The 20199-nt window shown below is 70.5% G+C and carries 22 protein-coding genes; 17 read left to right on the top strand and 5 right to left on the bottom strand.

Translation table 11 applies throughout. The features are described from left to right. Window positions 1-9 precede the first annotated feature (9 nt). From cybH to EZJ19_RS04225, 14 genes are all read left to right on the top strand, one after another. The gene (cybH, locus tag EZJ19_RS04285) at window positions 10-726 is read left to right on the top strand and encodes a Ni/Fe-hydrogenase, b-type cytochrome subunit (protein WP_131445063.1); all 717 of its coding nucleotides are present in this window, start codon (window positions 10-12) and stop codon (window positions 724-726) included. Next, window positions 635-1117 carry a HigA family addiction module antitoxin gene (locus EZJ19_RS16765; RefSeq protein ID WP_420813099.1) on the top strand — a complete coding sequence of 161 codons (483 nt, stop codon included), beginning with the start codon at window positions 635-637 and terminating at the stop codon, window positions 1115-1117. Before cybH ends, EZJ19_RS16765 begins: the two co-directional genes overlap by 92 nt. 11 nt (window positions 1118-1128) lie before the next feature. Next, window positions 1129-1812, top strand: a complete 684-nt coding sequence (locus EZJ19_RS04275) for a HyaD/HybD family hydrogenase maturation endopeptidase (protein ID WP_131445061.1) — start codon at window positions 1129-1131, stop codon at window positions 1810-1812. Beyond that, complete coding sequence (gene hypC, locus EZJ19_RS04270) at window positions 1812-2117, top strand: HypC/HybG/HupF family hydrogenase formation chaperone (protein ID WP_131445060.1); 306 nt, start codon at window positions 1812-1814, stop codon at window positions 2115-2117. Before EZJ19_RS04275 ends, hypC begins: the two co-directional genes overlap by 1 nt. After that, window positions 2114-2551 carry a thioredoxin domain-containing protein gene (locus EZJ19_RS04265; RefSeq protein ID WP_131445059.1) on the top strand — a complete coding sequence of 146 codons (438 nt, stop codon included), beginning with the start codon at window positions 2114-2116 and terminating at the stop codon, window positions 2549-2551. Before hypC ends, EZJ19_RS04265 begins: the two co-directional genes overlap by 4 nt. An 8-nt stretch (window positions 2552-2559) precedes the next feature. Continuing rightward, window positions 2560-3381, top strand: coding sequence for a hydrogenase expression/formation C-terminal domain-containing protein (locus tag EZJ19_RS04260; RefSeq protein WP_131445058.1), 822 nt, complete (start codon window positions 2560-2562; stop codon window positions 3379-3381). A gap of 10 nt (window positions 3382-3391) precedes the next feature. Next, window positions 3392-3607 (top strand): rubredoxin, encoded by a 216-nt coding sequence (locus tag EZJ19_RS15765; protein WP_165873458.1) that lies wholly within the window; start codon window positions 3392-3394, stop codon window positions 3605-3607. Further along, entirely contained in the window at window positions 3600-4082 is a 483-nt protein-coding gene (gene hybE / locus EZJ19_RS04255) for a [NiFe]-hydrogenase assembly chaperone HybE (protein ID WP_165873457.1), read from the top strand. The genes EZJ19_RS15765 and hybE overlap by 8 nt, the downstream gene beginning before the upstream one ends. After that, window positions 4079-5173 (top strand): nickel-dependent hydrogenase large subunit, encoded by a 1095-nt coding sequence (locus EZJ19_RS04250; RefSeq protein ID WP_131445056.1) that lies wholly within the window; start codon window positions 4079-4081, stop codon window positions 5171-5173. Before hybE ends, EZJ19_RS04250 begins: the two co-directional genes overlap by 4 nt. After that, window positions 5166-5507 (top strand): hydrogenase maturation nickel metallochaperone HypA/HybF, encoded by a 342-nt coding sequence (locus tag EZJ19_RS04245; RefSeq protein WP_131445055.1) that lies wholly within the window; start codon window positions 5166-5168, stop codon window positions 5505-5507. The genes EZJ19_RS04250 and EZJ19_RS04245 overlap by 8 nt, the downstream gene beginning before the upstream one ends. A gap of 40 nt (window positions 5508-5547) precedes the next feature. Beyond that, the gene (hypB, locus tag EZJ19_RS16760; RefSeq protein WP_131445054.1) at window positions 5548-6897 is read left to right on the top strand and encodes a hydrogenase nickel incorporation protein HypB; all 1350 of its coding nucleotides are present in this window, start codon (window positions 5548-5550) and stop codon (window positions 6895-6897) included. A gap of 77 nt (window positions 6898-6974) precedes the next feature. Next, a complete protein-coding gene (locus EZJ19_RS04235) occupies window positions 6975-9224 on the top strand; it encodes an SLC26A/SulP transporter family protein (protein WP_131445053.1) in 2250 nt (749 codons plus the stop codon). Between the two features lie 58 nt (window positions 9225-9282). Continuing rightward, a complete protein-coding gene (locus EZJ19_RS04230; protein WP_131445052.1) occupies window positions 9283-9699 on the top strand; it encodes a VOC family protein in 417 nt (138 codons plus the stop codon). A 27-nt stretch (window positions 9700-9726) separates the two neighbouring features. Continuing rightward, complete coding sequence (locus EZJ19_RS04225) at window positions 9727-10128, top strand: NifB/NifX family molybdenum-iron cluster-binding protein (protein ID WP_131445051.1); 402 nt, start codon at window positions 9727-9729, stop codon at window positions 10126-10128. Window positions 10129-10143: 15 nt separating this feature from the next. Here the strand turns inward: EZJ19_RS04225 and argB are convergent, their stop codons facing one another. Further along, window positions 10144-11031, bottom strand: coding sequence for an acetylglutamate kinase (gene argB / locus EZJ19_RS04220; protein WP_131445050.1), 888 nt, complete (start codon window positions 11029-11031; stop codon window positions 10144-10146). An 85-nt stretch (window positions 11032-11116) separates the two neighbouring features. Then, window positions 11117-11545, bottom strand: a complete 429-nt coding sequence (locus EZJ19_RS04215; protein ID WP_131445049.1) for an Hsp20/alpha crystallin family protein — start codon at window positions 11543-11545, stop codon at window positions 11117-11119. A 186-nt stretch (window positions 11546-11731) separates the two neighbouring features. Here EZJ19_RS04215 and EZJ19_RS04210 point away from each other — a divergent pair, with 186 nt between their 5' ends. After that, window positions 11732-12121, top strand: a complete 390-nt coding sequence (locus EZJ19_RS04210) for an HvfA family oxazolone/thioamide-modified RiPP metallophore (RefSeq protein WP_131445048.1) — start codon at window positions 11732-11734, stop codon at window positions 12119-12121. 42 nt (window positions 12122-12163) lie between these two features. Here EZJ19_RS04210 and EZJ19_RS04205 read toward each other — a convergent pair whose 3' ends face one another. Further along, window positions 12164-13747: an inorganic phosphate transporter gene (locus EZJ19_RS04205; protein ID WP_131445047.1), complete on the bottom strand. Its 1584-nt coding sequence runs from the start codon at window positions 13745-13747 to the stop codon at window positions 12164-12166. Window positions 13748-13877: 130 nt separating this feature from the next. Here EZJ19_RS04205 and phoB point away from each other — a divergent pair, with 130 nt between their 5' ends. After that, window positions 13878-14570, top strand: a complete 693-nt coding sequence (gene phoB, locus EZJ19_RS04200; RefSeq protein WP_131445046.1) for a phosphate regulon transcriptional regulator PhoB — start codon at window positions 13878-13880, stop codon at window positions 14568-14570. 33 nt (window positions 14571-14603) lie between these two features. Continuing rightward, complete coding sequence (phoR, locus tag EZJ19_RS04195) at window positions 14604-15941, top strand: phosphate regulon sensor histidine kinase PhoR (RefSeq protein WP_131445045.1); 1338 nt, start codon at window positions 14604-14606, stop codon at window positions 15939-15941. On the opposite strand, the gene EZJ19_RS04190 is transcribed toward phoR, so the two are convergent. Both EZJ19_RS04190 and EZJ19_RS04185 read right to left on the bottom strand, forming a co-directional pair. Then, complete coding sequence (locus EZJ19_RS04190; RefSeq protein WP_131445044.1) at window positions 15886-16311, bottom strand: HIT family protein; 426 nt, start codon at window positions 16309-16311, stop codon at window positions 15886-15888. The two genes, phoR and EZJ19_RS04190, sit on opposite strands and share 56 nt — an antisense overlap. Beyond that, window positions 16308-20081, bottom strand: coding sequence for a DUF3683 domain-containing protein (locus EZJ19_RS04185; protein WP_131445043.1), 3774 nt, complete (start codon window positions 20079-20081; stop codon window positions 16308-16310). Before EZJ19_RS04185 ends, EZJ19_RS04190 begins: the two co-directional genes overlap by 4 nt. Between the last annotated feature and the right edge of the window lie 118 nt (window positions 20082-20199).

Below are 20199 nucleotides of genomic sequence, written 5' to 3'. Positions count from 1 at the left end.
GAGACAGACATGCTTTCAGCACAGGACATGCAGGAGGCCGCCGCCCACGGGCGCTCGGTCAAGGCGATCTACGTCTACGAGGCGCCGGTACGGCTGTGGCACTGGGTCAACGCCCTGGCCATCACCATCCTGGCGATCACCGGCTACTTCATCGGCTCGCCCCTGCCCAGCATGCCGGGCGAGGCCAGCCAGCACTTCGCCATGGGCTACATCCGGTTCGCCCACTTCGCCGCCGGCTACGTGCTGCTGGTCGGCTTCCTGGGCCGCATCTACTGGGCCTTCGTGGGCAACCAGCACGCCCGCCAGCTGTTCAAGCTGCCCATCTTCAACCCCAGGTGGTGGCGCGAGGTGCTGTTCGAGCTGCGCTGGTACCTGTTCCTGGAGCCGGACCCGAAGAAGTACGTCGGCCACAACCCGCTCGCGCAGCTGTCCATGTTCTTCATGGTCACCCTGACCATGGTGTTCATGATCTGCACCGGCTTCGCCCTCTACGGCGAGGGCGCCCAGGACGGCAGCTGGGCGCACACGGTATTCACCTCCTGGGTGATCCCCCTGTTCGGCCAGAGCCAGGACGTGCACACCTGGCACCACCTGGGCATGTGGGTGATGGTCCTGTTCGTCATGCTGCACGTCTATGCCGCCGTGCGCGAGGACATCATGTCGCGCCAGAGCATGGTCTCCACCATGTTGTCCGGCTGGCGCCTGTTCAAGGACGACAAGCCCTGAGCCCGGCCCGGCCATGACCGTTTCTCTCCTTCCTTGCTCCTTCGCAGCAGGCTTTGTCGGCGCCGCGCACCGCTCCGGTGCGCCGGCCCGGCCTCTTTTCTTGCGTACTCCGCCCGGCCTTTCCAGCCGCCGGCCGCCCCATCCGGGGCGCATGCTGCAGAGCCATTTCCTGGCCCCCAGCGGCATGACCCAGGGCGAACTCGCCCGCCTCCTCGGCGTCTCCCGGCGCCGCATCAACGAACTGCTGAACGGCCGCCGCGGCATCAGCCCGGACACCGCCCTGCGCCTGGCCGGCCATTTCGGCACCGACCCCACCCTGTGGACCGCCTGGCAGGCCGCCTTCGACCTGCACCAGGCCTGGCGCGCCCTGCGCCGGTCCGCGCAAGCCTGAGAGCCCGCGCCATGAACCCCACACCTGCCGCAGCCAGCCCTGTTACGGACCCCGTAACAAGGCGGCCGCTCGACTACGCCTGCGACACCCTGGTCCTGGGCATCGGCAACCTGCTCTGGTCCGACGAGGGCTTCGGCATCCGCGCCCTCGAGGCGCTGCACGCGCAGTGGCGCTTCGGGCCGCAGGTGCACCTGCTCGACGGCGGCACCCAGGGCCTCTACCTGTTGCCCTACGTGGAAGGCTGCCGGCGCCTGCTGGTGCTCGACGCGGTCGACTACGGCCTGGCGCCCGGCAGCGTCAACGTCGTGCGCGACGACGACGTCCCGGCCTTCATGGGGGCCAAGAAGATGAGCCTGCACCAGACCGGCTTCCAGGAGGTCCTGGCGGTGGCCGGCCTGCGCGGCTGGCGGCCCGAGGCGGTGGCCCTGGTCGGCGTCCAGCCGGCCATGCTGGAGGACTACGGCGGCAGCCTGACCGACACGGTCAAGGGCGTCCTGCCCGCGGCGGTCGCCGCCGCGCTCGGCCTGCTGGCCGAATGGGGCGTCGCGGCGGAGCCGCGCACGGCGCCGCCGGCCGCCGACGAACGCATCACCCTGGCCAGCCTGGACATCGTCCCCTACGAGGCCGAGCGGCCGAGCGCCGAGGCGGCCTGGCGCCTGGGCGACGCGCGTTTCCTGAACGAGGGGGTGGCCTGATGTGCGTCGGCATCCCCATGCAGGTGCTGACCTGCGACGGCCTCAGCGCGCAGTGCCTGGGCCGCGCCGGCGAGCGTCGCGTCGACCTCGCCCTGGTCGGCGCCCAGGCCCCCGGGACCTGGCTGCTGACCTTCCTGGACGCCGCCCGCGAGGTCATCGACGCCGAAGCCGCCGGACGCATCGAGGCCGCCCTGGACGGCCTGGCGGCGGCCATGAACGGCGAGACCGACCTGAGCCGCTTCTTCGCCGACCTGATCGACCGGCCGCCCGAGCTGCCGGAATTCCTGAGAGGAGAACCGAAATGACCATGAACCATCCCTTGCTCGACCGCCTGGCCGAGACCGTCGGCCGCACCCTGGCCAGCGAGGCCGACCTGGCCGCCCTGGCCGCCGAACCGGGCGACTGGGTGCTGTTCTGCGGCGGCAACCCGAGCCAGTTCCCGGAGTGCCTGGACGTTGCCGTGGTGCTGCCCGAATTGCTCGCCCTGCGGCCCGGCCGCCTGCGCGCCGCCGTCGTGGCGCCGGGCCTGGAGGCGGCGGTGCAGGCGCGCTACGGCTTCAGCCGCTGGCCCAGCCTGGTCTTCCTGCGCCAGGGCGACTACGTCGGCACCCTGTCGGGCATGCAGGACTGGACCGTCTTCGTGGCCCGGCTGGGCGAGATGCTGGCCGCCCCGGCCAGCCGCCCGCCCGGCATCGGCATTCCGGTCGCCGCCGCCCAATCCGCCCACGCCTGCCATTGAGGTCCGCCATGAAGCCCTTCCCGATCCCCGTCCACGCCGTCGGCCCCGGTTCCCAGCCCGAGGACGACGCCCTCAACTACATGCCCATGCCGCACGACATGCAGACCTACCGGCCGCCGGTGCTGCCCGAGCCCGAGCAGATGCAGGGCCGGGCCGGGGCCCGCCGGGCGCTGGCGGCGGTGCTCGCCGTCCTGGCCGGCGGGCAGCCGGGCCGCGTCGACCTCGGGGACCTCGAGCCGGCCGCCCTGGAACTGCTCGGCCAAGTGCTCGGCGAGGGCGAGGTGAGCGCCCGGGCGGAATCCGGCGATAGCCTCGTCCTGGCTCAGGAGAGCGTGTTCGCGGGCGTCTGGCGGGTGCGCGAACAGGCCGCCGGCCTGACCGTCGCGGACGCCGTCGAGGTCGCCGACGTGCCGGCCGCCTTGCGCGCCCGACTGCACGCCCCGGTGCCCGCCATCGCCCGTCCCGAAGCCGGCGCCGGGGTGGCCAACGCCCCGGCCCTGCTGGCCGAGATCGAGGAACAGCTCGGCCTGGGCACGGCCCAGCACGTCATCAACCTGACCCTGCTGCCCTTCACCCCGGGCGACGGCGACTACCTGGACCAGGCCCTGGGCCGCAACGGCGTCACCATCCTGTCGCGCGGCTACGGCAACTGCCGGATCACCGGCACCGGCGTGCCCCGGGTCTGGTGGGTGCAGTACTTCAACGCCCAGGACGCGCTCATCCTCAACACCATCGAGATCGCCGACGTGCCCGAGGTGGCGCGCGCCGCCGCCGACGACCTGGCCGACAGCCGGGAACGCCTGGCGGAAGTGCTGGACTGGATCGGCTGAGGTCGGCACCATGCAGACCTTCGAAGGCTCCTACCTGGGCGACGCCGCCCGCATCGACCCGGATGCGCGGCTGGAGTGCAAGATATGCTGGTACGTCTACGACCCGGCCGAGGGCGACCCGGTCTGGCAGGTGCCGCCCGGCACCGCCTTCGCCGACCTGCCCGAGCATTGGCGCTGTCCGCACTGCGATGGCGCCAAGGAACAATTCATGGTGTTGCATGACTGACAGACAAGACGATCCCAGTGCCCGCCTGGAGGCCACCTTCAGCCGCATCGCCGCCGAGCGCATGGCCGGGCTGCCCATCCTCAACCCCGCCCTGGCGGTGGCGGCGGTGGGTTTCCGGCCTTGGCAGGACTACTGGCTCGGTGTCCTGGTGACGCCCTGGTTCCTGAACCTGGTGGCCTGCCCGACCGGCGCCGACGAGGCGGCCGACCTGAGCGAGCGCGTCCTCGCCCTGCCGTCCGGCAATTACGAGTTCGCCGCCGCCCACGAGGACGGCCTCGGGCTCTACTTCGCCTGCCCGCTCATCTCGCCGATGTCCCAGTTCGCCAGCCAGGCCGACGTCATGGCGGTGGCCGAGGAAATCGCCAAGCGGGTCTTCGTGGCCCCGGCCAAGCCGGCGCCGCCGGCCAAGGACGAGCCGGACCAGGGCCGGCGCGGTTTCTTCCGCGCCCTGATCCCGGGCGCCAAGCAGGCATGATCGGGCTGCCCGAGGGCCGCATCGACGTCGCCCTGACGCGGCGTCCGGGCCGGCCCCCCGAGGTCGCCATCGCCAGCACCCGGCGGCCGCTCGCCCAACGCCTGCTCGCCGGCCAGACGCCGGAGCGCGCCGTGCAACTGGTCGGCATGCTGTTCAGCCTGTGCGGCCAGGCCCAGCGCAGCGCCGCCGAACTGGCCACCGAGGCGGCCGCCGGCCGGCCCGCCGCCGGGCCCGGGCCGGACCGGGCCGGCCGCATCCTGGCCGAGATGGCCCATGAGCATGCCTGGCGCCTCCTCCTCGACTGGCCGCGCCAGGCCGGCCTGGCCGACGCGGCGGCGGATCTGCGCCGGCTGCGGCCCACCGGGGCCGGCCTGGACCGGGCGCTGCTCGCCGACCTGGTGGCCGGGTCGGTCCTGGGCGAGGCCCCGGCCGCCTGGCTGGAACGGGTGTCCGGGCCGGACGGCCTGGCCGCCTTCGACGCCTGGCGGAACGCCGGCGCGACCCTGCCGGCCCGCCTCTGCGCCGGCCTCGAACGCGAGGCGGCGGTGGCCGCGCCGGCCCTGCTGCCGCCCCTGGCCGGCCTGGAGGCGGCCGCCATCGAGGCGGTGGCGCGCCAGGCCCTGGCCGACGAGGACTACGCCATGCGGCCGCGCCTGGCCGGTGCCCGGGTCGAGACCGGCGCCCTGGCGCGCGGCCGCGCCGAGCCGCTGCTGCGCGCCTGGTCGGCGGCCCGTGGCGCCGGCTTCGGCGCCCGCATGCTCGCCCGCCTGCTCGAACTGGTGCGCCTGGCGGTACGTCCGGCGGACGCCGGCGCCGGCCTCGCCGCAGCCTGGAACCCCGCCCCGGGACTCGGCATCGCCGCGGTGGAGACGGCGCGCGGCCTGCTCATCCATGCCGTGGCGCTGGAGTCGGGGCGCGTCGCGCGCTACGCTATCGTCGCCCCCACGGAATGGAACTTCCAGCCCGACGGTCCGTTGGCGGCGGCCCTGCGCGGCCTGCCCGACGCGGCCGACCTGGCGGCGCGGGCGCGCCGCATGGTGCTGGCCATGGACCCGTGCGTGGCGTGCGGGATCGAGGTGAGCGATGCATGAGATGTCCCTGGCCGAAGGGGTCATGGAGATCGTCGAAAAGGCGGTCGCCGAGGCCGGCTGCAGCAAGGTGAAGGAAATCCGCCTGGAGATCGGGGCCCTGTCCGGCGTCGAGGTGGAGGCCATGCGCTTCTGCATGGACGCGGTCCTGCGCGGCGGCCCGGCCGAGGGCGCGGCGGTGGTGTTCGAGGTCACGCCCGGCCTGGGCTGGTGCATGCAATGCGCCGACAGCGTGCCGATCGCGGCCCTGTACGAGGCCTGTCCGCGCTGCGGCAGCTACCAGGTGCAGGCGACCGGGGGCATGGAGATGCGGGTCAAGGACCTGCTGGTGGAATAAGGGGCCGCCCCGGCGGGGCGGTCCGAGTCAGGAGAACGGAATGTGCACGGTATGCGGTTGCGGTAAGGGCGAGACCCGGATCGAGGGTGAGGAACTGGAACACGAACACGTCGGCGCGGACGGCACGGTATACCGGCACGTCCACAGCCACGGCTACGGCCTGGGCGGCCACAGCCATGGCCACGAGCACGCGCATCAGCACGAGCACGGCCACGAACACAGCCACGCGCACAGCCACGCCGACGGCACCGTGCACGAGCACCCGCACGGCCATGTCCACAGCCATGAGCACGCCCACGAGCATGACCATGCCGACGCGGCGGCCGGCCACGGCCACGGCGAGCTGCACCCGGCCGATGCGCCGCACGGCCACGACCACGGCGAGGCCGAGCTGCACGCCGGCGCGCCGGGCCACGAGCACGAGCATGCCCACGGCCACGCGCACAGCCACGAACACAGCCATCAGCACGAGCACAGCCATTGGCACGACGACGGCACCGTGCACAGCCACGCCCACGGCCATGCCCACAGCCACGAACACCAGCACATGCACGTCCACGACGACGCCGGCACCGCCCACGACCATGGCGAGCTGCACGGCGCCGGCCTGGCGCACGAGCATGGCCACGGCGATGCCGCCCTGCACGCGCCCGATGCCCCCCATCAGCACGGCCACGACCTCCACTACGGCCTCGGCCCGGCCCATGCCCACGCGCCCGGCCTGAGCCAGGACCGCATGGTCCGGATCGAGCAGGACATCCTGGGCAAGAACGATGCCCTGGCGGCGCAGAACCGCCGCTGGCTGGCCGAGCAGGGCGTCTTCGCCGTCAACCTGGTATCCAGCCCCGGCTCCGGCAAGACCACCCTGCTGGTGAAGACCATCGAGGCCCTGGCCGGCGAACCGCCGGTCAGCGTCGTCGAAGGCGACCAGCAGACCAGCAACGACGCCGACCGCATCCGCGCCACCGGGGCGGCGGCGGTGCAGGTCAACACCGGCAAGGGCTGCCACCTGGACGCCCTGATGGTCGGCCAGGCCTTGACCCGGCTGACGCCGGCGCGCGGCAGCCTGCTGATGATCGAGAACGTCGGCAACCTGGTCTGCCCGGCCGCGTTCGATCTCGGCGAGGCGCACAAGGTGGTGATCCTGTCCGTGACCGAAGGCGAGGACAAGCCGCTCAAGTACCCGGACATGTTCCACGCCGCCGACCTGATGCTGCTCAGCAAGGTCGACCTGCTGCCGCACCTCAGCTTCGACGTCGAACGCTGCGTCGACTACGCGCGCCGGATCAACCCCAAGCTGGCCGTGCTCAAGGTGTCGGCGGTCAGCGGCGAGGGCATGGCGGCGTGGCTCGACTGGCTGCGGGCCGGCGCGCGCATCGCCGCCGGCTAGCCGGCGGCCCGGTGACGCGGCCCTGACACGGTCGCGCGCCATACTGCGCCGGTCCCGCGCAAACCAACGGCCGCCCGGTGCCGGAAAACGAACCGCAACACCCCCTCCCGGGCCGCGCGCCCAAGCCGCCCGCCGCCGGCCTGAGCGCCTACGCCGGCGCCGGCGCCGTGACGGCGCTCGGCCTGTTCGCGACCGACGTCGGCTACGGCTTCCTGGCCTACGCCGGCCTCGGCCACGGCTTCGCCAATACCGGCATCGTCGCCGCCTTCCTGGCCTCCGTGCTGGGCAGCCTGGTGCCGGCCCTGGTGGGCGGTTCCGGGCCGAGCTTCGGCGGCCCGCGCCCGGCCCAGACGCTGATCTTCGCGGCCCTGCTGGCCGGACTGGCCGGTCCGGGCGGCACCTTCGACCCGGCCCGGGTCGCCTTCGTCGCCATGGCCTGCGTCGTCCAGGCCGGCCTGATCCAGGCGGCCTTCGGGCTCTTCGACCTGGGCCGGATCATCCGCTTCACGCCGCTGCCGGTGCTGGCCGGCTTCACCAACGGCGTCGCCCTGTCCATGATGCTGGGCGCCCTGGCGATCATCTTCTCGGCCACGGGCGGCCAGGCCGGCAGCGGGCCCGGTGCCGTCGAAGTCCTGTCCCGGCTGCTGGTCGCGCTGGCCCTGCTGCTGCTCATGTACCGGGTCCAGCGCCGGCTGCCCAAGCTGCACTGGTCGCTGGTCGGCCTGGCGGCCGGCACCCTGGCCTATTTCGCGTTCGGCCACTGGCTGCCCGGCCTGGACCTGGGCGAGATGCTGCCGGCGGTCGCCGTCGCCACCCCCAGCAGCGGGGTCGCGGCACTCGACTTCACGTCGGCGGCCGGCCTCGACTGGCGCCGCGACCTGCTCCTCGCCCTGGTGCCGGCGCTCTCCGTCGCGACGCTGAATTCCCTCGAGGCGCTGGTCATCGCCAACCAGCAGGACCTGGTCGACGGCACCCGCCACGACAGCCGCCGCTTGCTGCTCGGCCAGGGCCTGGCCAACTGCCTGTGCGGGCTGCTCGGTGCCCTGCCCAGCGCGCCGTCCAACTCCAGGCAACTGGTCGCGCGCCAGGTCGGCGGCCACGGCCGCCTGGCCAGCGTCGCCTTCGCCGGCACCATGGCCGCCCTGTTGCTCATGACGCCCCTGTTCGTGGCCTGGATTCCCAAGCTGGCGGTGGCGGTCCTGCTGCTCTACATGGCCGGGAGCATCGTCGACCGCTGGGGGCGCATGCAGCTGCGCGCCTGGTGGCGGGGCGAGGGCAATGCCGAGTTCCAGGCCCAGGTGCGCAGCAACCTGGCCGTGATGGCGGTGGTCATGGCCGTGGCGGTCACGGTCAACCTGCTCGCCGCCATGGCGGCCGGGGTCCTGCTCGCCATGGTCCTGTTCGTCCGCCACCACAGCCGTTCCATCGTCGCCCGCGTCTATCCGGGCGACCGGCGCCACTCGGCGGTCATGCGGCCGCTGGCGGACATGGAGGTACTGCGCCGGCAGGGTGGCCGGATCGCCCTGGTCGAACTGTCCGGGCCGCTGTTCTTCGGCAGCGGCGAACTGCTCATGGACGAGGTGGAGGCCCTGGCCGGCGAGGTGCGCCACATCATCCTGGATTTCCGCCAGGTGGGTACGATCGAGGCCTCGGGGGCGGGGGCGATCCAACGCATCGCCCGGCAACTGGGCCAGCGCGGCATCACCCTGGCGCTCGCCTCGATCACGCCGGAGGAGACGCGCGGCCGCCTGATCGTCGAGTCCAGCGTGCACAACCGCCTGCCCGCGGCCGTCTGGTATGACGATGCCGACCTGGCCCTGGAGGCGGCCGAGGATGTCCTCCTGGCGGCCGACCAGGATGCCGCCGGCAAGCCGGCCGGACACGGGATCGACGCCCTGCACGGCCTGGACGCCGCGCAGGTCGCCGTCCTCCTCGAGTACACCGGCCGGCACCGCTACGGCAAGGGCGAGGCGCTGTTCCGGCGCGGCGATCCGGGCGATACCCTGTACCTGCTCCTGGCCGGCCGCATCGAGATCCGGGTCCCGCTCGGCGAGGGCGGCCGCTTCAAGCGCCTGGTGGTGCTGCGGGCCGGCGCCTTCTTCGGCGAGATGGCGATCCTGCGCGGCGCGCCGCGCTCGGCCGACGCCATCGCCACCGCCGACGGCTCCGAGGCGCTCAGCCTGCACGAGGGCGACATGGCGCGGCTGCACCGGGAGCACCCGGACATCGCCCTCGCCCTGATGCGCGACATCGGCGCCCATCTGTCGGCCCGCCTCGCCTCGGTCACCGACGAGTTGCGCCATGCCCTGGCCGGGGCGCGCGAATAGCCGGCCCGGCCGGGAAGCGGCTATGCTAGCGGCCGGGCATGCGAGAAGGACTACGGCAATGAAATATCTCCACACCATGGTACGGGTGCGCGACCTCGATGCGTCGCTGGCCTTCTACGGCGTCCTCGGCCTCGCCGAGGTCAGGCGCTCCGAGCATCCGGAGGGGCGCTACACCCTGGTCTTCCTGGCCGCGCCGGGCGACGAGGCGGCGCAGATCGAGCTGACCTACAACTGGGACGACGAGGATTACGGCACGGCCCGCAACTTCGGCCACGTCGCCTACGCGGTCGACGACGTCTACGCCGTGTGCCGGCGCCTGCAGGAGGCCGGCGTCACCATCAACAGGCCGCCGCGCGACGGCCGCATGGCCTTCGTGCGCTCGCCCGACCTGATCTCCATCGAGTTGCTCCAGCGTGGCCCGGCCCTGGCGCCGCAGGAGCCCTGGGCGTCGATGCCGAACACCGGCGTCTGGTAGGCGGACCGGCCGGGAAAGGACACGGACATGCGCATCGCGGTGGCGAGTCGGGACGGCCGCACGGTGGCCGGGCACATCGGCAAGTGTGCCGACTGGATCGTCTACGAGGCCGAGGCCGGCAGCCCGGGCGAGCCGGCGCGGGTGGCCGAGGTCGGCCGGGTCGCCCTGGCCAAGGAATTCGTGTTCCACCACTACCAGGGCGACGCGCCGCATCCGCTGGCCGGCTGCACGGCGGTGATCGGCGCCAGCGCGGGCGACAGCTTCGTCGCCAAGATGGCCAAGCGCGGCATCGAGGCGGTGCTCACCGCCGAGCCGGACCCGGCCCGGGCCGCGGCCGACTACGTCGAACACCACGTGACGCCGGCCAAGCCGCGTCCCATCGGCGGCCTCATCTGCAAGTTGCGCGACGCCCTCTCGGGCGAGAAGTAGCGCGCGCCGGCCCGCTCAGGACGACTTGATCAGGGTGCCGACGCCCTGGTCGGTCATGATCTCGAGCAGGAGGGCGTGCTCGACCCGGCCGTCGATGATGTGCACCGCCTTGACGCCGCTCTTGGCGGCTTCCAGGGCCGAGCCGATCTTGGGCAGCATGCCGCCGGACAGGGTGCCGTCGGCGACCAGTTCGTCGATCTTCTTCGGGGTCAGGCCGGTGAGCAGGTTGCCGTCCTTGTCCAGCACGCCGGGCGTGTTGGTGAGCAGGACCAGCTTCTCGGCCTTGAGTATCTCGGCCAGCTTGCCGGCCACCACGTCGGCATTGATGTTGTAGGTCTCGCCCTCCTCGCCGACGCCGATGGGGGCGATCACCGGGATGAAGTCGCCGGAGTCCAGGAAGGCGATCAGGCTGGGGTCGATCTTGGTGATCCGGCCGACGTGGCCGATGTCGATCAGGTCGCCCGGGTTGTTCTTGTCCTCCATCATCAGCTTCTGGGCGCGGATGAAGCGGCCGTCCTTGCCGGTCACGCCGACGGCCTTGCCGCCGGCCTGGTTGATGAGGTTGACGATCTCCTTGTTGACCTGGCCGCCCAGGACCATCTCGACCAGTTCCATGGTCTCGGCGTCGGTCACCCGCATGCCCTGGATGAACTTGCCCTCCTTGCCGACCCGCTTGAGCAGGTCCTCGATCTGGGGCCCGCCGCCGTGCACCACGACCGGGTTGAGGCCGACCAGCTTGAGCAGCACCACGTCGCGCGCGAAGGCCGCCTTGAGCACCGGGTCGGTCATGGCGTTGCCGCCGTACTTGATCACCACGGTCTTGTCCCAGAAACGCTGGATGTACGGCAGGGCCTCGGCGATCACCCTGGCCTTGTCGGTGGCGGAGATGTGGGAGAGCGGCATGGCGGGTTCCTAGGGCTGTGGGTTGCGCGGATTTTACAAAAGAAAAGGGCGGCATCGGCCGCCCTTTTGTACCAGCGCGCCGCCTTTATTCGATCGCCAGGCGGCGGCTCGCCGACGTCGCCCGCTTGGGCAGCGTCAGTTCCAGGACGCCGTTGTCGAAGCGGGCCTTGGCGTTGGCGTCGTCGACCTCCTGGCCGAGCGAGAAGCTACGCGACACCGTGCCGTAGTAGCGTTCGCTGTGGAGCACCTTTTCGCCTTCCTTCTGCTCGCTCGCCCGCTTCACTTCGGCCGCGATGGTGACCAGGCCGCCCTCGACGCTGACGTGGATGTCTTCCTTCCTGGCACCCGGCATCTCGGCGTGCACGGTATAGGCCTTGTCGTCTTCCTTGACGTCCATCTTGATCTGTACGGCTTCGCCGCTCGGGTAGCGCACCGGACGGACGAAGAAGCCCTTCATCAGATCGTCGAACAGGTCGTCTACTGCAAATGGATCACGGCGTACGATGTTGGCCATATCGAACCTCCTTTCTGATCTGGCTGGCGGTGTACCCGCCTGGTACTTTCAATATAGGCGTCCAGGCCGTTTTCAAGATCGACGTATCTTGTTAATTCGGCTCATTAAAATCGCCGAAGCGGGGGTAATATGGCGGCTCCCGGCGGCCCGCCCTGCGGCCGCCCGTCACGTTCCGAGGAGATCGCCATGCAACGCAAGCAAAAGAACCTGTCGTCCCTGGCCTGGGCATTGGCCGCCGGTGTGACCTTCGCCTTGCCGGCGGCGGCGGCCGACAACCCGTTCGCGACGCCGGCCGGCAACGGCGCCTTCCACCAGGCGGCGGCGGACGAGGCCAAGTGCGGCAAGTGCGGCGCCGCCATGGGCATGGGCGACGCCAACAAGGCGGAACCGGGCAAGACCAGCGCCGAGAAGGCGACCGCCAGCAAGGACAAGGCGAAGGCCGCCAAGGACAAGGCGAAGAGCAAGGCCAAGAGCACCGAGGCCAAGGCCGGCGAAGCCAAGTGCGGCGAGGGCAAGTGCGGGGCCGCCATGGGCATGCCCGAGCCGAACAAGTGCGGGGCCGGCAAGAAGCAGTAAGGCCACGCCGGTGCGGGTCCGGCGCCGCGGCGCCGGGCCGCTTCAGCCCAGCATCATGCCGCGGATCATGTAGTAGAGCAGGGCCGCCATCAGCGCCGAGGCCGGCACGGTGATCACCCAGGCGGCGCCGATGCGCAGCAGTTGCGAGCGCTTCACCAGTTCGTGCCGGTAGATCTTCTTCAGCCCCTTGCGCTCCAGCTTGGAGAAATGCGCCGGGTCGAGGGACTGCTTGGCCTGCTCCTTGAGGTCGGTGAGCATGTGTCCCTTTTCCTCGATCGAGGCGATCCGGAACTTGGCCATGAAGGCGTCGATGGCGGCCTGGTCGTCCTCGGCATGGTGCGCCTTGATCACCTCCAGCATGCGGGCGTAGTTGCTCTTCAGGTATTCGCGCAGGAAGCCGACCCCGAAGACGCCGCCCACGGCGATGTGGGTGGAGCTGACCGGCAGGCCCAGCTGCGAGGCCAGGATGACGGTGACCGCGGCGGCCATGGCGATGCAGTAGGCACGCATCTGGTCCAGCTCGGTGATCTCCGAGCCGATGGTGCGGATCACCTTGGGGCCGTACAGGCCGAGCCCGATGGCGATGCCTAGGGCGCCCACCACCATCACCCAGAGCGGGATGGAGGCCTTGGCGCCGACCTCGCCGCCGCTGTGGACGATGACGTCGGAGATGGCGGCCAGGGGGCCGACCGCGTTGGCGACGTCGTTGGCGCCATGGGCGAAGCTGAGCAGGGCGGCGGAGAAGATCAGCGGCGTCGTGAACAGCTGGTTGACGCTCTGCTTGGGGGTCTCGCCGGTGAGTTTCTTGTTGGCGGCCAGGGGGCCGACGATCAGGTAGATCATGATGGCGATCACCAGGCCGGTCAGCGAGGCGTTCAGGAAGTCGGTCTTCCAGACCTTGTTCAGGCCCTTCAGGATCAGGTAGGTGGAAAACGCCCAGGCCATGACCGCGACCAGCAGCGGCACCATCCGGCGCCCGGCGGAGATCATGTCGGGCTTGTAGGTGATGCTGCGCTTGATGAAGTACAGGAAGGCCGCCGCGACCACGCCGCCGAGGATCGGCGAGATCACCCAGCTGGCCGCGATGGTGCCCATGGTGGCCCAGTTGGCGACGTCGAAGCCCTGGGCGGCGATGCCGGCGCCGAGGACGGCACCGACGATGGAGTGGGTGGTCGAGACCGGCGCCCCCATGGCGGTGGCGATGTTTAGCCAGAGGGCGCCGGCCAGGAGGGCCGCCATCATCAGCCAGATGAAGGAATCGCCGTTGCCGGTCCGGGTCGGGTCGATGATGCCGTTGCGGATGGTCTCGACCACGTCGCCGCCGGCGATCAGCGCCCCGGCGGCCTCGAACACGGCCGCCACGATCAGGGCGCCGGCCAGCGTGATGGCCTTGGAGCCGACCGCCGGGCCGACGTTGTTGGCGACGTCGTTGGCGCCGATGTTCATCGCCATGTAGCCACCGATCATGGCGGCGATCACCAGCATCAGGCTGCCGTGGCCTTCGCCGCGCATGGCGACGTACATCATGACGCCGACCACGAAGAGCAGGCCGATGCCGAAACGGAAGAGTTCGTTCTGGCCGGACTTGGTGGCCTTCTCGATGTCGTTGAGGTGTTTGAATTCCATGGTGCTCGGGGGTTGCGGCACGCCCCGTAATCAGACGTGATTGTCGATTATCGGTTATCCGCCGGTTGTCACAAAATTTTCATCCAATCGTCATAACATCCTGGCAACGCCATTCAACGTGGAGACCGTGATGTCCGCCACCATTCTGGTCGTCGAGGACGAGCCGGGAATCCAGGAGGTACTGAAGTTCAACCTGTCGCAGCAGGGCCATGACGTGATCGTCGCCGGCGATGGCGAGGACGCCATGAATCTGCTGCGCGGCGCGCTGCCCGACCTGATCCTGCTCGATTGGATGCTGCCCGGCATGTCCGGCGTCGACGTCGCCCGCCGGGTGCGCGGCGACAGCCGCCTGAAGGGCATCCCCATCATCATGCTGACCGCGCGTGCCGACGAGCGCGACAAGATACTCGGTTTGGACACCGGTGCCGACGACTACATCACCAAGCCGTTCTCGCCGCGCGAGCTGACCGCCCGCATCAAGGCGGTACTGCGCCGGCGCGCGCCCGAGATGACCGAGGACCCGGTCGAGATCGGCGGCCTGCGCCTCGATCCGATCAGCCACCGCGTCCACGGCGGCGAGGTCGCGCTCGACCTCGGCCCGACCGAGTTCCGCCTCCTGCACTTCTTCATGACCCACCCGGAGCGGGTCTATTCGCGCTCCCAACTGCTCGACCACGTCTGGGGCGACCACGTCTTCGTCGAGGAGCGTACCGTCGACGTGCATATCCGGCGCTTGCGCGGGGCCCTGGAATCGTCCGGCCACGACCGCCTGATCCAGACCGTGCGCGGGGCCGGTTACCGCCTGTCGGCGACTTTGAACTAATATTGGCCCTCCCTCGGCAAAACCCTTCCTGACATGTGGCCTTACTGGTGGCGGCGCCTGCCCCTGGTGGGTGTCCTGGTCTCGGTCTTCCTGATCTTCCTGGCCAGCCACGGCCTGGTGGTGGCGCTCTCGGTCACCCTCCTGATCCTGGCCACCTACGTGGTGCGCCACCTCTGGCAGCTCGCCCAGCTGGACCGCTGGCTGCGCAACCCGGGCGGGCCGGCGCCGAGCGGCGTCGGCGAGTGGGGCGACGTCTTCTACCTGCTCAACAAGCACCTGCGCAGCAGCCGGCACGGCCAGGACATCGCGACCGCCGGCCTGGAGCAGATGCTCCAGGCCACCCGTTCGCTGCCCGACGGCGTCGTCATCCTGGACAAGCGCGACCGTATCGCCTGGCTCAACGACGCCGCCGAGCGCTACCTCGGCCTGTCGCGCACGCGCGACATCGGCCAGTTCATCTACTACCTGCTGCGCAACGCCCGCTTCGTCGAATGGCTGGCCATGGACGACCACGGCCAGTCCCTGCGCATGCGCGCCCCGATCCTGCCGGAGGTGACCCTGAGCCTGCAGCTGGTGCGCATGTCGCTCGACCAGCGCATGCTGCTGGCCCACGACGTCACCGAGCTGGAACGCGTCGACGCCATGCGGCGCGACTTCATCGCCAACGTCTCCCACGAGCTGCGCACGCCGGTGACCGTGATCGCCGGCTTCCTGGAGACCTTCGACGAGATGGAGCGGCCCGATCCCGGCGCCCTCAAGAAGCACTTCCGCCTGATGCGCGAGCAGTCCGACCGCATCCGCCACCTGCTCGACGACCTCCTGGTTCTGGCCAAGCTGGAGGGCGAGCAGGACATGAAGAACGAGACCGTCGACGTGCCGGGCATGGTCGAGGTGCTGGCCGGCGAGGCCCGCTCGCTCAGCCAGGGCCAGCACGAGATCGCGGTCGAGATCGCCACCCGGATGAAGCTGATCGGCAGCAGCCAGGAGCTGCGCAGTGCCTTCGGCAACCTGGTCAGCAACGCGGTCCGCTACACCCCGGCCGGGGGCCGCATCACCCTGCGCTGGCGCCTGGCCGAGAGCGGCAACGCCGAGTTCTCGGTGGTCGACACCGGCGAAGGCATCGACGCCAAGCACATCCCGCGTCTGACCGAGCGCTTCTACCGCGTCGACCGCGGCCGTTCGCGTGCCAGCGGCGGCACCGGCCTGGGCCTCGCGATCGTCAAGCACGTGCTGCAACGCCACCAGGGCAAGCTCAAGGTCGACAGCGCGGTCGGCAAGGGCAGCACCTTCACGGCCTCCCTGCCGGCCGACCGGGTCATCCCGGAGACGGTCCCAGACGCTGAGCCAGCGCCTCGCTCAGCCGTGGCCTGACGGCGTCGGCCGGCGCGGCCGGACCGGCCGCACGCCGGGGCGGCGCCCAGATGGCGTCCGGGAAATGGCGGTCGCCGGCGAAGCGCGGGATGACGTGCCAATGCAGGTGCGGCACCATGTTGCCCAGGCTGGCCAGGTTGACCTTGTCGGGCGCCAGCACCGCGCGCACGGCCGCCTCGACCGCGAACACCACCGCCATCAGGCGCGTGCGCTCGGCCTCGCCGAGATCGGTCATCTCCTTGACGTGGCGGTTCAGGATCACCCGGCAGAAGCCCGGATAGTCGGCGTCGTCGACCAGGATCACCCGGCACAGGTCGTCGCGCCAGAGGACATCCAGGCCGGCCTCGGCGCAGAGCGGGCAGGCGGTCAAAGGAGGACCTTCTCGATCACGTCGCCCTGCGTGGCGCGGGCGACGAAGTCGGCCATCCAGTTCGGCCCGAGCAGGTGCTTGGCCAGTTCGACGACGATGTAGTCGGCCGTGGTGCCGGCCTCGTCGCCGTAGCGGGACAGGCCCTGCAGGCAGGACGGGCAGGAGGTGACCAGCTTGACCTCGGCGCCGGGGCGTTCGCTGCGCAGGCCGTCGGCGACCCGGCGAATCTCCTCCGACTTGCGGAATTTCACCTGGGTGGCGATGTCTGGCCGGTTGGCCGCGAAGGTGCCGGCCTCGCCGCAGCAGCGTTCGCTCAGCTTCACCTCGCCGCCCAGCAGGGTCTTGGCGGTGCCGAGCGGGCTGGCCAGCTTCATGGGCGTGTGGCAGGGGTCGTGGTACATGTAGCGGACGCCGTCGACGGCGTCCAGCTTGACGCCCTTCTCGGCCAGGTACTCGTGGATGTCGAGGATGCGGCAGCCGGGGAATATCTTGCCGAACTCGTACTTCATCAATTGGTCCAGGCAGGTGCCGCAGGACACCAGCACGGTCTTGATGTCGAGGTAGTTGAGAGTGTTGGCGACCCGGTGGAAGAGCACCCGGTTGGCCGTCGTGATGGCCTCGCCGCGCTCGCGGTCGCCGACCGAGATCTGCGGGTAGCCGCAGCACAGGTAGCCGGGCGGCAGCACGGTCTGGGCACCGACCTCGTGGAGCATGGCGAGGGTGGCCAGGCCGACCTGGGAGAACAGCCGTTCCGAGCCGCAGCCGGGGAAATAGAACACCGCCTCGTTGTCGTCGCCGTTGCCGCCCTTGCCGTGCAGGACCGGCACCACCTTGGCGTCCTCGAGGCCGAGCAGGGCGCGCCCGGTCTTGTTGGGCAGGCCGCCGGGCAGGGGCCGGTTGAGGAAGTGGACGACCTGTTCGGCCACCTTGGGACGGCCGACCGAGGCCGGCGGCAGGCGCTTCTGGGTGCGTTCCAGGGCCAGGCGGTGGACGAACTGGTAGCCCAGGCGCTGGCCCAGGTAGCCGAATTCGATCATGCCCTTGCGCAGGAAACGGATGGCGCGCTCGTCGGTGCTGTTGAGGAACCACTGGGCCAGGCTGCTCATCAGGCGCGGCTTCTTCTTGCCGGTGCTCTTGAGCAGGTGGCGCATGGCCGTGGAGACGTCGCCGAAGTCGATGTCGACCGGGCACGGGTTGACGCACTTGTGGCAGACCGTGCAGTGCTCGGCGACGTCGTCGAACTCGTCGAAGTGCTTGAGGCTGACGCCGCGCCGGGTCTGCTCCTCGTACAGGAAGGCCTCGATCAGCAGCGAGGTGGCCAGGATCTTGTTGCGCGGCGAATAGAGCAGGTTGGCGCGCGGCACGTGGGTGTTGCACACCGGCTTGCACTTGCCGCAGCGCAGGCAATCCTTGATGGAGTCGGCGATGGCGCCGATCTCCGACTGCTCCATGATCAGCGACTCGGTCTCCAGCAGGCTGAAGCTGGGCGTGTAGGCGTTCGACAGGTCGCCGCCGTGGGCCAGCTTGCCCTTGTTGAAGTGGCCGTGCGGATCGACCCGTTCCTTGTAGGCGGCGAAGGCGCGCAGCGCCTCCTCGGGCAGGAACTCCAGCTTGGTGATGCCGATGCCGTGCTCGCCCGAGATCACGCCGCCCAGGCCGACCGCCAGTTCCATGATCCGGGCCACCGCCGCGCTGGCGGTGGCCAGCATGGCGTAGTCGTCCGAATTGACCGGGATGTTGGTGTGCACGTTGCCGTCGCCGGCGTGCATGTGCAGGGCGACGAAGACGCGGCCCTTGAGGACCTGCTTGTGTATCCGGTCGCAGGCGGCCAGGACGGGCTCGTACTCGCGCCCGGTGAACAGCTGGCGCAGTTCGTGGCGGACCTCCTTGCGCCAGGAGATGCGATCCTCGTGCAACTGGATGGCGCGGAACACCGCTTCCTCGCCCAGGCGCTCGAGCCGGTCCAGCCAGCGGGTCCGGACGCGGCCGAGCAGTTCCAGGGCACGGCCGCGCCGTTCCTCGGTGAGCCGGGGATCGGCACTGACGTCGTCCTCCTGCTCGAAGAGGGGCAGGGTGCCCTTGAAGAAGGTCTCCACGGCGGCCAGCAGGTCGAGCTTGTTGGCGATCGACAGCTCGATGTTGATGCGCTCGATGCCGTCGCTGTAGTCCGCCAGGCGGTCGAGCGGGATGACCACGTCCTCGTTGACCTTGAAGGCGTTGGTGTGGGCGGCGATGGCCGCGGTGCGCGAGCGGTCGAGCCAGAACTTCTTGCGCGCTTCCGGGGTGCTGGCGATGAAGGCCTCGCCGCCCTTGCCGCGCGCCAGCTCGGCGATGTGGGCGGCCGCGGCATCCACCGCCGCCTCGTCGTCGGCGGCCAGGTCGGCGAGCAGGAGCATGCTCGGCCGGCCGGTGCGGTTGGACTTGGTAGCGTAGCCGACCGCCTTGACGTAGCGGGCGTCCAGGTGCTCAAGGCCGGCCATCAGGCAGCCGCCCGGCTGGCCGTCCATGTGCGCCTTGATCTCGACGATGGCCGGTACGGCATGGTGGATGGCGCCGAAGAACTCCAGGCACACGGTGCGCTGGTGCCGGGGCATGCGGTGCAGGATGAAGGTCGCCTGGGTGATCAGGCCGTCGCAGCCTTCCTTCTGGATGCCGGGCAGGCCGGCCAGGAACTTGTCGGTGACGTCCTTGCCCAGGCCCAGCTTGCGGAAGGCCGGGCCGGGGATGGCGAGCAGCTCGGGTTCGCCCTTGGGCTTGCCGTCGGCATCGTAGCGGCGCAGTTCGAAGCGCGCGGTCTCGACGTCGTGGATCTTGCCCAGGTTGTGGTCGAGGCGGACCACCTCGAGCCAGTCGGCCTCCGGGGTGACCATCTTCCAGGAGGCCAGGTTGTCGAGTGCGGTGCCCCAGAGGACGGCCTTCTTGCCGCCCGCGTTCATGGCCACGTTGCCGCCGATGCAGGAGGCGTCCGCGGAGGTCGGGTCGACCGCGAAGGCGAGCCCGGCCGCCTCGGCCTGCTCCATGACCCGGCGCGTGACCACCCCGGCGCCGCAGCGGACCACCGGGGTGGGCGCCGCGTGGCCGGGCAGGACGACCTGCTCGATGTCCGACTTCCAGTCCAGCTTTTCCGTGTTGATCACCGCCGCCTTGGCGGTCAGGGGCACGGCGCCGCCGGTGTAGCCGGTGCCGCCGCCGCGCGGGATGACGGTGAGCCCGGCCTCGACGCAGCCCTTGACCAGGCCGGGGATCTCCTCCTCGGTGTCCGGGTAGAGGACGACGAAGGGGTATTCGACCCGCCAGTCGGTGGCGTCGGTGACGTGGGAGACCCGGGCGAAGCCGTCGAAGGCGACGTTGTCGCGCCGGGTGACGTGGGCCAGGCGGTGCAGGATGTCGCGGCGCAGGTCGGCGGTCTCGGCGAAGCGGGCGGCGAAGGCGTCGACCGCCTGGTGGGCCAGCCGGAGCAGGGCGCCGACCCGCTCGTTGCCCTGGCGCCGGGCCTCGATCTCGCGCAGGCGATGGCGCAGGGCGTCGATCAGGAGGTCGCGCCGCTTCGGGTTGGCGAGCAGGTCGTCTTCCAGGTAGGGGTTGCGCGACACCACCCAGATGTCGCCCAGGACTTCGAACAGCATGCGCGCGGAGCGGCCGGTGCGGCGTTCGGCGCGTAGCTCCTCGATCAGCCGCCAGCCTTCCTGGCCGAGCAGGCGCAGGGCGATCTCGCGGTCGGAGAACGAGGTGTAGTTGTAGGGGATTTCGCGGATACGTTCGCCGGACATGGGTGCAGGAGCCGGCGCGGCCGGCCCGAAAGTTTGCAAGCGCGGATTTTATCCCACACCGGCACATTTATGACCCTGCCGTCCGCCGCCTAAACCGCCGCAGCCTCCCGGGATGGGT

It is taken from the genome of Parasulfuritortus cantonensis (assembly GCF_004337445.1).
Classification (GTDB): domain Bacteria; phylum Pseudomonadota; class Gammaproteobacteria; order Burkholderiales; family Thiobacillaceae; genus Parasulfuritortus; species Parasulfuritortus cantonensis.
The sequence above is the reverse complement of the archived record's forward strand: the minus strand, read 5'-3'. Positions and strand labels throughout refer to the sequence as shown.

Coding starts and splice junctions, on each gene's coding strand:
- EZJ19_RS04265 (WP_131445059.1), top strand. CDS start 2,114: ATGACCATGAACCATCCCTTGCTCGACCGCCTGGCCGAGACCGTCGGC.
- hypC (WP_131445060.1), top strand. CDS start 1,812: ATGTGCGTCGGCATCCCCATGCAGGTGCTGACCTGCGACGGCCTCAGC.
- phoB (WP_131445046.1), top strand. CDS start 13,878: ATGTCCGCCACCATTCTGGTCGTCGAGGACGAGCCGGGAATCCAGGAG.
- EZJ19_RS15765 (WP_165873458.1), top strand. CDS start 3,392: ATGCAGACCTTCGAAGGCTCCTACCTGGGCGACGCCGCCCGCATCGAC.
- EZJ19_RS04185 (WP_131445043.1), bottom strand. CDS start 20,081: ATGTCCGGCGAACGTATCCGCGAAATCCCCTACAACTACACCTCGTTC.
- EZJ19_RS04275 (WP_131445061.1), top strand. CDS start 1,129: ATGAACCCCACACCTGCCGCAGCCAGCCCTGTTACGGACCCCGTAACA.
- EZJ19_RS04230 (WP_131445052.1), top strand. CDS start 9,283: ATGAAATATCTCCACACCATGGTACGGGTGCGCGACCTCGATGCGTCG.
- phoR (WP_131445045.1), top strand. CDS start 14,604: ATGTGGCCTTACTGGTGGCGGCGCCTGCCCCTGGTGGGTGTCCTGGTC.
- EZJ19_RS04245 (WP_131445055.1), top strand. CDS start 5,166: ATGCATGAGATGTCCCTGGCCGAAGGGGTCATGGAGATCGTCGAAAAG.
- hypB (WP_131445054.1), top strand. CDS start 5,548: ATGTGCACGGTATGCGGTTGCGGTAAGGGCGAGACCCGGATCGAGGGT.
- cybH (WP_131445063.1), top strand. CDS start 10: ATGCTTTCAGCACAGGACATGCAGGAGGCCGCCGCCCACGGGCGCTCG.
- EZJ19_RS04205 (WP_131445047.1), bottom strand. CDS start 13,747: ATGGAATTCAAACACCTCAACGACATCGAGAAGGCCACCAAGTCCGGC.
- EZJ19_RS04215 (WP_131445049.1), bottom strand. CDS start 11,545: ATGGCCAACATCGTACGCCGTGATCCATTTGCAGTAGACGACCTGTTC.
- hybE (WP_165873457.1), top strand. CDS start 3,600: ATGACTGACAGACAAGACGATCCCAGTGCCCGCCTGGAGGCCACCTTC.
- argB (WP_131445050.1), bottom strand. CDS start 11,031: ATGCCGCTCTCCCACATCTCCGCCACCGACAAGGCCAGGGTGATCGCC.
- EZJ19_RS04250 (WP_131445056.1), top strand. CDS start 4,079: ATGATCGGGCTGCCCGAGGGCCGCATCGACGTCGCCCTGACGCGGCGT.
- EZJ19_RS04260 (WP_131445058.1), top strand. CDS start 2,560: ATGAAGCCCTTCCCGATCCCCGTCCACGCCGTCGGCCCCGGTTCCCAG.
- EZJ19_RS16765 (WP_420813099.1), top strand. CDS start 635: ATGCCGCCGTGCGCGAGGACATCATGTCGCGCCAGAGCATGGTCTCCA.
- EZJ19_RS04210 (WP_131445048.1), top strand. CDS start 11,732: ATGCAACGCAAGCAAAAGAACCTGTCGTCCCTGGCCTGGGCATTGGCC.
- EZJ19_RS04225 (WP_131445051.1), top strand. CDS start 9,727: ATGCGCATCGCGGTGGCGAGTCGGGACGGCCGCACGGTGGCCGGGCAC.